At 66.7% G+C, this 8,660-nt stretch carries 8 protein-coding genes; 4 read left to right on the top strand and 4 right to left on the bottom strand.

What is annotated here, in order from left to right:
• Positions 1-179 precede the first annotated feature (179 nt).
• Complete coding sequence (locus VMT40_RS21215) at positions 180-1,484, top strand: family 1 glycosylhydrolase (protein WP_326360177.1); 1,305 nt, start codon at positions 180-182, stop codon at positions 1,482-1,484.
• On the opposite strand, the gene VMT40_RS21210 is transcribed toward VMT40_RS21215, so the two are convergent.
• From VMT40_RS21210 to VMT40_RS21200, 3 genes are all read right to left on the bottom strand, one after another.
• A complete protein-coding gene (locus VMT40_RS21210) occupies positions 1,471-1,998 on the bottom strand; it encodes an AAA family ATPase (protein ID WP_326360176.1) in 528 nt (175 codons plus the stop codon). The two genes, VMT40_RS21215 and VMT40_RS21210, sit on opposite strands and share 14 nt — an antisense overlap.
• A gap of 113 nt (positions 1,999-2,111) precedes the next feature.
• The gene (locus VMT40_RS21205; RefSeq protein WP_326360175.1) at positions 2,112-2,435 is read right to left on the bottom strand and encodes a hypothetical protein; all 324 of its coding nucleotides are present in this window, start codon (positions 2,433-2,435) and stop codon (positions 2,112-2,114) included.
• A 187-nt stretch (positions 2,436-2,622) separates the two neighbouring features.
• On the bottom strand, positions 2,623-3,441 hold the full coding sequence (locus VMT40_RS21200) for an enoyl-CoA hydratase/isomerase family protein (protein WP_326360174.1): 819 nt from the start codon (positions 3,439-3,441) through the stop codon (positions 2,623-2,625).
• Positions 3,442-3,613: 172 nt separating this feature from the next.
• Between VMT40_RS21200 and VMT40_RS21195 the strand changes: the two genes are divergently transcribed.
• From VMT40_RS21195 to VMT40_RS21185, 3 genes are all read left to right on the top strand, one after another.
• On the top strand, positions 3,614-4,381 hold the full coding sequence (locus tag VMT40_RS21195; protein ID WP_326360173.1) for an ABC transporter ATP-binding protein: 768 nt from the start codon (positions 3,614-3,616) through the stop codon (positions 4,379-4,381).
• A complete protein-coding gene (locus VMT40_RS21190) occupies positions 4,366-5,934 on the top strand; it encodes a hypothetical protein (RefSeq protein WP_326360172.1) in 1,569 nt (522 codons plus the stop codon). Before VMT40_RS21195 ends, VMT40_RS21190 begins: the two co-directional genes overlap by 16 nt.
• 110 nt (positions 5,935-6,044) lie before the next feature.
• A complete protein-coding gene (locus tag VMT40_RS21185; protein WP_326360171.1) occupies positions 6,045-7,463 on the top strand; it encodes a vanadium-dependent haloperoxidase in 1,419 nt (472 codons plus the stop codon).
• Positions 7,464-7,485: 22 nt separating this feature from the next.
• On the opposite strand, the gene VMT40_RS21180 is transcribed toward VMT40_RS21185, so the two are convergent.
• A complete protein-coding gene (locus VMT40_RS21180) occupies positions 7,486-8,613 on the bottom strand; it encodes a GDSL-type esterase/lipase family protein (protein ID WP_326360170.1) in 1,128 nt (375 codons plus the stop codon).
• Positions 8,614-8,660 lie beyond the last annotated feature (47 nt).

Below are 8,660 nucleotides of genomic sequence, written 5' to 3'. Positions count from 1 at the left end.
CCGATACCGCTGGCCGACTCGCCGGTGACGAACACTCCGTTCGTTACCGGCGAGTTCTATTTGTAGGTGTTTCGTGTCGAACCACGATCAACCCGGCACATTCCCGCAATAAAGCTCAGCTATCCAGGAATTAGATACCGCATTCACTCATTTCGAGTACTGCTCCTGGGGAAGTGCTGATGCGCACTCGATTTCGCTGTCTCGTCGCGGCCGGACTCGTCGCGGCCGCGACCCTGCTGTTCGTGCCCGGTGCCGCCCGCACCGCACCGGAAAGACCGACGAGTGTGCTAGGCGACGACTTTCTCTGGGGTGTGGCGGCTTCCGGATTCCAATCCGAAGGCCAGTCACCCGACAGCAATTGGACCCGCTACATCGAAGCCAATCCCGGCTGGGACCGACTCGGCGATTCCGTCGATTTCCGCGACCGGTTCCGATCCGACATCGCACTGGCGAAGGACCTCGGCGTGAAGGTTTTCCGCATCGGCGTCGAATGGGCGCGCCTGGAACCGCAACCGGGAGTATGGGATCAGGCCGCCTTCGACTATTACGACCAGGTGGTCGACGCCATTATGGCGGCCGGAATGCGGCCCATGCTGACCCTGGACCACTGGGTGTACCCGGGTTGGGAAGCCGACCGGGGCGGCTGGAGCAATCCCGACATGGTGGGGGATTGGCTCACCAACATGCGCAAGGTCGTCGACCACTTCGCGACCCGCAACCCGATCTGGGTCACCATCAACGAGCCGGTCGCCTACATCGTCCACGAGGTCACCCTGAGCGGCACCGACGCCGACGAGATGCTCCACCGAGTAGCCCAGGCGCACAACACCATCTACGACTACATTCACCAGGTCCAACCAAATGCCTTGGTAACCAGCAATGTCGGCTACGTCGCAGGCGCGGAGTCCCAAGTCAACGGCCCTCTCATGGACCTGATCGGCCAAAAGCTCGATTTCATCGGCATCGACTACTACTTCGGCTACGAGCCCCCCAACCTGGCCGCCACCTCTCCCACCCCCACCGGCATGTGGGACCTCCCCGTCCACCCCGAGGGCATCTACTTTGCCCTACAACACTATTCACAACGCTTCCCCGGAAAGCCCCTCTGGATAGTCGAAAACGGCATCCCCACCCAAAACGGCACCCCCCGCCCCGACGGCTACACCCGCTCCCAACACCTCCAAGACACCATCTACTGGCTCCAGCGCGCCAAGTCCGACGGCATGAACGTAATCGGCTACAACTACTGGAGCCTCACCGACAACTACGAATGGTCCTCCTACACCCCAAGATTCGGCCTCTACACCGTCAACGCCTCAACCGACCCCACCCTCACCCGCACCCCCACCGACGCCGTAGCCACCTACCGCGCCATCATCACGAACGACGGCGTCCCCCCGAACTACCTCCCCTCCCACCAACCCGCCGACTGCAACCTAATCGACCCACCCGCCAGCTGCACCACCCCAGTCACGGCCCCTTAGCCGCCGCCCGCACCCGCGCCGCGAGCGCACCATGATCGACCTCTCGAGTGGTGTCAACCGACAGCACCGGCCCAACCCCAAGCGGCTCCGCCCGCGCGGCCCACTCATCCCAGTTCTCCGCCAGCCGCTGCTGATCCCGATAGATCAGCGGGCGCTCCCGCGCGACATACCTGGCTCTGGCGATGTCCGCAGGAATCTCGCACCACACCTCCACAACCCGCCGCGCCCCGGCCTTCTCGATCCCCGCCCTCGCAAACCCCAAATCCCGAGGCTTGAACCACCACGAGTCGACAACGACATCCCCCGCCGCCTGCCCCGCCAACGCCCACACCGCATCCATGGCAATACCACCCAATTCCGCTACCTCGGAGGCATTTTCGATGCAGTCGGCCAACCCCTCCTTGACCGCATCTTTCGACAAGAACCACGCCCCCAAGGCCCGCGAAAGCCCCACCCCCAACGTCGTCTTCCCCGCCCCAGGAAGCCCATTCACCAAAACCAGCACCCCATCCACCCCACGATCATGTCACCCCCAATTCCCCCCCGACGAGCATGCATTCTGGCAGTCAAACGTCGAGAAGACATGTGCTCGATTGCATGCTCGTGGGCGTTGGGCTGCCGAGGCGATCAGGCAGGGGTTGGTTTGATGGCGATGCTGTGCAGAGTTTCGGGCGATGTCTCGTTTTCCGCGCCGGAGACCGTGAGTCCTACCCTGCGGACGATACGCAAGGGCACGTCGGGGAGGACAAGGGTGACAGACGCGTTCTGCGCCTGCTGGCCGAAGTCCGGATTGCTCGCCATAAAGGCCGCGTCGACCGTCCACCGGTAGCGGATCGGCGCGTCGCCCGCCTGCGACCGACTGCCATCAAGCGTGACCACCTGCCCGCTGTACCCAGTCGTCGGCCCGTCGATAACCGCTCGAATCCCGCTACTCCTCTTGGGCGATCCCATGAGCGCGATCGTATCGGCGATGGGCCGATTCCTGCACAAACCGGCGCTTGCGGACAGGTTTCTGTCAATTCGTCTCTCTTAGTGCACGTTTTGGCCCATCTCGCCTCGAGCGTTGGTCACTTCGGTGCGGTGACAGGGGGCAGACAGCGATGATCGCCCAAGACCACTCGGCGACTGGATTCGCGGCTTAGGAGCGTGGGTGTGGGGGGAGGTGGTCTAGGGTGCCGGTCCAGTTCGGGGGGCGGTGGGTCAGGTAGGCGCGGACGCCTTCTTTCGCGTCTTGCTGGGACATCAGGTGGAGGTGGAGGGCGGTTTCGGAGGAGCCGATGTGGGCGGCGTCGTGTTCGAAGGTGGACCAGAGGAGGCGTTTGGCGGCTGCCACCGAGAGCGGGGCGGTGTGCACGGCTAGATCGCGGGCGAGCTCGTAGGCGGTGTCGAGTACTCGGTCCGCGGGGACCGACTGGGTGGACAAGCCCCAGTCGGCGGCCTGGCGGCCGTCGAAAGTTGTTCCGGTGAGGAGTAATTGGGCGGCTCGGGAGATGCCTATCAGGCGGGGGAGGGTCCAGTGGGAGTAGGCGTCGGGAAGGATGCCTCGGCGGACTTGGGGTATGGCGTATGTGGCGTCTACAGCCATGATGCGGAGGTCGCATTGGAGGGCTAGGGTCAGGCCGATTCCGATGGCGTGGCCGTTGACGGCAGCGATGACCGGTTTGCGGAGACGCCAGGCGGGTGGGTTCACACCGGCGGCGGAGAAGTCGGCGGCGGGGGTGGTGAAGACGGTGTCGCCGGGTGAGAGGTCCGCGCCCGCGCAGAAGGCGGGTGGGTGGCCGGTGAGGATGAGGACGCGGACATTGTCGTCGGTGTCGCAGGCTCGGTAGGCGTGGGAGAGCTCGGTGCCCATGTCCCGGGTGAAGGCGTTGCGGCGGTCGGGGCGGTTCAGGGTGATCGTGGCTATTCGGTCGGACACCTGAACGGTCAGGGTGGTGTATCTGGTTGTCGAGTCCATCGCATACCTCCGGGAGAAGCTAACCGGTAGAGACCGCCCCGGTGACAGCCCGGGTTCCACTGGCTGAAACGTCCCTCGTTGCGGTGGCGGGGTGCGTGGCGATAAGTCTGTGAACAGCGGCTTCGGACGTATCGTTGACCTTCGGAGCCACCGGATGCTCCAAGGAGGGGCAATGACGACCAATGGGCAGATGGCACTCGAGTTGGACGGGCTGTACAAGCGGTTCGGCGGGCCGTGGGTGGTCGACGGGGTGAGTTTGCGGGTGCCGCCGGGGTCGTTCTTCGGGCTGGTCGGGCCGAACGGGGCGGGTAAGACGACCACGCTGTCGATGGCCGTCGGGCTATTGCGGCCCGACCAGGGGACCGCGCGAATCTTCGGGACGAATGTGTGGGAAGACCCGGTCCGAGCCAAGACCGCGGTCGGCGTGCTGCCGGATGGGCTGGCGCTGCCCGAACGCCTGACCGGCCGGGAACTGCTGAACTACACCGGTTTGCTGCGCGGCATGGACAAGGCGACCGTGGTGGGCCGCGCGGACGAACTGCTCACCGTCCTCGAACTCACTGACGCGGAAAACACCGTGGTAGTGGACTATTCGGCCGGTATGCGCAAGAAGATCGGCCTCGCCACCGCCTTGCTGCACGCGCCCAAACTGCTGGTGCTGGACGAGCCGTTCGAGGCGGTGGACCCGGTCTCGGCGGGCACCATTCGCACGATCCTGCAGCGCTTCGTGGCGGCCGGGGGCTCGGTGGTGCTGTCCAGCCACGTCATGGCCCTGGTCGAGAGCATGTGCGACCGCGTCGCCGTCATTCACCGCGGCAAGGTGGTGGCCGGAGGCACCCTGGCCGAGGTGCGCGGCGAGGGGACCCTCGAGGAGGCGTTCGTGCGCTTCGTCGGCGGTCGCGTGGGCGGCGAGGAGGGGCTGTCGTGGTTGGCGTCCTGATTCGCATGCGGCTCACCATCACCCGGCGGCACATGCGGGAAGGCCGTGCGGCGCTGAACTTCTGGCTGGGCAGCGTCATCGGGCTGATCGCGGCGGCGGTCACCGCGCTGCTCATCGCGACGGCGCACAACAGTCTGCACGGCGGAGTGACCATTGCGGCCGCGCTGTTCGCGGCCTGGACCCTCGGCTGGATCTGCGGTCCGGCCATCACCGGCAGCAGTGACGAGACACTGCAACCCGAGCAATTCCGATTGCTGCCGTTGACCTCTCGGCAACTGGCGTACGGCCTCGCGGCTGCGGCTTTCGTCGGCCCCGCGCCCATTGTCAATCTGATCGCCTTCGGTGGATTGGTACTGCTGGCCGCACCGATCGGCCTGGGCGCCACGGGAATCGCGATCCTAGGCGCGCTGCTGCAACTCGTCTTCGTCGTGCTGCTGTCGCGGGTCGTGGTGGCCTGGTTGGGCGCGGCCATGCGGTCGCGGCGCGGCAAGGATCTGGGTGTGCTGTTGGCGGCCCTCATCGGATTGTCGTATTACCCACTGAACCTGCTGATCTCGGCGGTCGGACCGAAACTGGACGGCGACAATGGCGGCCTGTCGGTGACCCTGCGCGCGCTTCCGTCCGGCTGGGCCCCGTATGCGGTGGAGGCCGCGTCGCGGGGCGACTATCTCCTCGCGCTGCTGCCACTGCTCGGACTGGCACTGCTCGCGCTGGCGCTCTGGCAGGCCTGGGCGGTGTTGCTGGAACGGCGTCTGACGACCCCCGCCGCCCCGGCCGGACAAATCGTCGACACCGGCGGCGGTCTGCTGGACCGCTTCATCCCGCCGACACCGGTTGGCGCGATGGTCACCAAGGAGCTGCGCACCTGGTGGCGTGACGGCCGTCGCCGCGCGGCCCTGCTGCCGCTGCTGCTCATCGGCTTCGTCCTGCCGATCTTCCTGTCGGTGCGCTCGGGCGGTAGCGGAACCATCCCGTTCTCGGGCGCTTTCGTGGTCTGGCTGGCCACCATGTCCAGCACCAACCTGTACGGATTCGACGGCACGGCCGTCTGGCAAACGCTGGTGACCCCGGGCGCGGAACGCGCGGATGTCCGGGGCCGGGCCTACGCCTGGTTAATTGTGGTCGCGCCCGTGGCGGTGCTCGCCACACTCATCCTGCCCGGCGCGCTCGGCAAGGCGTACCTGTATCCGTGGGCCTTGGCGACATTGCCGGTGCTGCTCGGTGTCGGTGCGGGCAGCGTGGTGTTCCTGTCCACCCATGCCGCCTTCGCCCTACCGCCCCAGGGCGGCAATCCGTTCGCGAGCTCCGGGAATCCGGGCTGCACCAAGCTGCTGTTTCAGCTCTCGGTCGGCCTGGTGCAGTTGTTGGCCACCGCCCCGGTGCTGGCGATCTTGGGACTCGGTGCGGGCCTGCACATTCCACTACTCCAATGGGCGGCACCACCGGTCGGTCTTGTTCTCGGCGGGTGCGCCGCGATCCTCGGAATCCGCACCGCGACCACCCGATTGGAGACCCGCGGCCCCGAACTGCTCGCCGAGGTGAAACCGCGCTGAGCGCCGCTACTTGCACATGGAACGATCTACCGCCCGAATTCGGGTAGCGCACTACTGCGGAGTTCTCCCGCCGCACGACTCATTCTGGATCTCGCTCGCCGAGAGCTCGAATGATCTGGGAGACAGCGAAAGTGGATCAAGTCCTGTATTGGAACGCGGTGGCGCTCGAGTCGGATCGCATGGCGCACACCGAGATCAAACCCGTGGAACGCGGGTCCCGCGGTCCGGTCGGCAGTTCCCGTGCCCTGGCCCTGGTGCACCTGGCCATGCACGATGCCATCTTCAGTATTTTCGGTGCACCGCACGGCACCTGGTTGACCGCGCCCCCGGTGGCGGCCAATGGCGCGGCGCCCGACGCCGCCATTGCCGTGGCCGCCCACACCACCCTGTCCGCGCTGTATCCAGCGCAGACCGCGCGGCTGGACAAGGCCCTGCGTGAGGCGGGTCTGCGCGGACCGGGGACCGGGCGCGGCAGCACCCACGGGCAGGCGGTCGGACGCGCGGTGCTCAAGGCCCGCGCGGGCGATCCGGGCCTGAGCGATACCGACTATCACCCGGACACGTCCCCGCCCAACCACCGCCCCGACCCGGCCAATCCGAAACAGGGTTACTACGCACCGCATTACGGGGCCCGCTCCCGCTGCTTCGCGGTCACCAGCCGCTACACCCTCGACCCGCCGCCCAAGGACAACGATCCCCGCTACCTCGCGGTGCTGCGTGAGGTCCGCGCCAAAGGCGGTGCCTCGGCGGCCATCCCCGGACGCACACCCGACGAAACCCTGCGCGCCCTGTTCTGGGCCTACGACGGCGCGAAACAGCTCGGCACCCCGCCGCGCTTCTACAACCTCATCACCCGCGAGATAGCCATCGCCCGCGGCAATGACATCGAACAGAACGCCCGCCTGTTCGCCCTGGTCAATACCGCGCTGGCCGATGCCGGAATCCTGTGCTGGGACGACAAGTACCGGCACAACCTGTGGCGTCCGATCCTCGGCATTCGCGAATTCGACCCGACCCTGGGGCCGGAGGCCATGCCGGGCAATGGTCTCGACGGCGACTGCGATCCGGGTTGGCTGCCGCACGGTGCGCCCCGCAGCAATGAGATCGCGGTCAACCTCACCCCGCCCTCCCCGTCCTACCCCTCCGGGCACGCGACCTTCGGCGGCGCGGCCTTCCAATCGATTCGCCGCTACTACGACATCTCCGCCGACGGACCCGACATCCTCACCGACGGACTGGGTTTCGTCTCCGAGGAACTCAATGGCCTGACCACCGACAATCGCGGTGTGGTCCGCCCGCGCCACGTCCGCCGTTTCCCGGGCGGCCTGTGGCAGATGATGGAGGAGAATGCGCTCAGCCGCGTATTCCTCGGCGTGAATTGGCCTTTCGACGCCTTCGCCACCGATCTCGCCGGACACATGGACCTGTCACAGAATGTCGGCGGCGTCCGGCTGGGCCGCGATATCGCGGATGACCTGTGGGCCAGCGGATTACGGCAGGATCAGGCGGCCGGACCGCGCCTGCCCTGAGCCTGCCGTCACCGGTCGGCGTTCAGTGAAATACCGCGGGCAGCACGGTGAGATCCACCGTCTCCGCCATCGCCCGGGCTCCGGCGTCATTGAGGTGCATACCGTCGCCGCAGTCGTAGTCGGGGCGGATGAAATCCCGATCGTCCGGATTCTCCACCGCCGCGGCCACATCGAAGACGGCGTCGAACACGTCTGTGGTGCGCAGCCACTCGTTGACCGCGCGTCGCACCGGAATGCCGTCGGCCACAGACAGACCCGGGTAGATTGCCCCGCCGAACGGCCCAATGGTGTTGGCGTAGATCGGAAGTCCCGCCTCGTGTGCCCGCCGGGCCAGCTCGGTGAAACCGGCAATCAGCTGCTCGGCGGTCGCGGTACCGGCCAGGATCAGGTCATTGATGCCGAAGTTGGCCCACACGGCCACCACGCCCGGCACGGACAGCACATCTCGCTCGAACCGCGCGAGACCGTGCTCGCCGACCTCGTCGGTCAGCAATCGGTTTCCGCTGATGCCCTGGTTGGCCGCCCAGCCCCGGCCGAGCCGCTCGTTCAGCACATCCACCGAACGCCGGTTCGCGCCATGGGTGGAGCCCACGCCCTCGAACCACGAGTCGCCGAAGGCCACCAGCACGGGAGCTTCGGAATCGACAGCGACGTCGATCCCGGTGAGGAAGAACCGCGCCGCGGTCTCCTCGGCATCGGACGGTGCAGCGTCGCCCGTCCGATCGCCGGTGCTGATCCAGGCGCTCTCGACCGGGAACTGCGCGAAGGCGGGCAGCGCCGACTCCGGCAGATACACGCTGAGCGACAGTTCGGTTCCCGCCTCGAGGGGGAAGGCGATGGGATCGCTGACGATATCGGCCCCGGCCGGAATTCGAACCGACGTGGACCCCTCGAACCGCACTTGCCGCTGCGTCTCGGCCACGATCTCGCCTCCCGCCTTGCGCTGCGCGATCCGGGCCGTGCCGATCACCAGCTCCTCCGCGCCGTATCGGTTGGTCAGCCGCACCCGCAGCGCCGACCCGCCCCCGGCCATCCGCACGACCTGTCGGACCGTTTCTCCCGCGAAGGCGCGCGGCTCGGCCAGCTTGATCTCCTCGGCCGGATTCACCAGCGGCGCACGGTAACCCGCCACCCAGTGCTGCGTCGTCATTGGAACCTCCAGTTAGTTGCACTGCGGAATATTGCTCTGACAACAAA

Origin of the sequence: Nocardia sp. CDC160, assembly GCF_035818795.1 — a bacterium.
Taxonomy (GTDB): Bacteria; Actinomycetota; Actinomycetes; order Mycobacteriales; family Mycobacteriaceae; genus Nocardia.
Note: the sequence above shows the minus strand (reverse complement) of the source record. Positions and strands in the feature narration are given on the sequence as shown.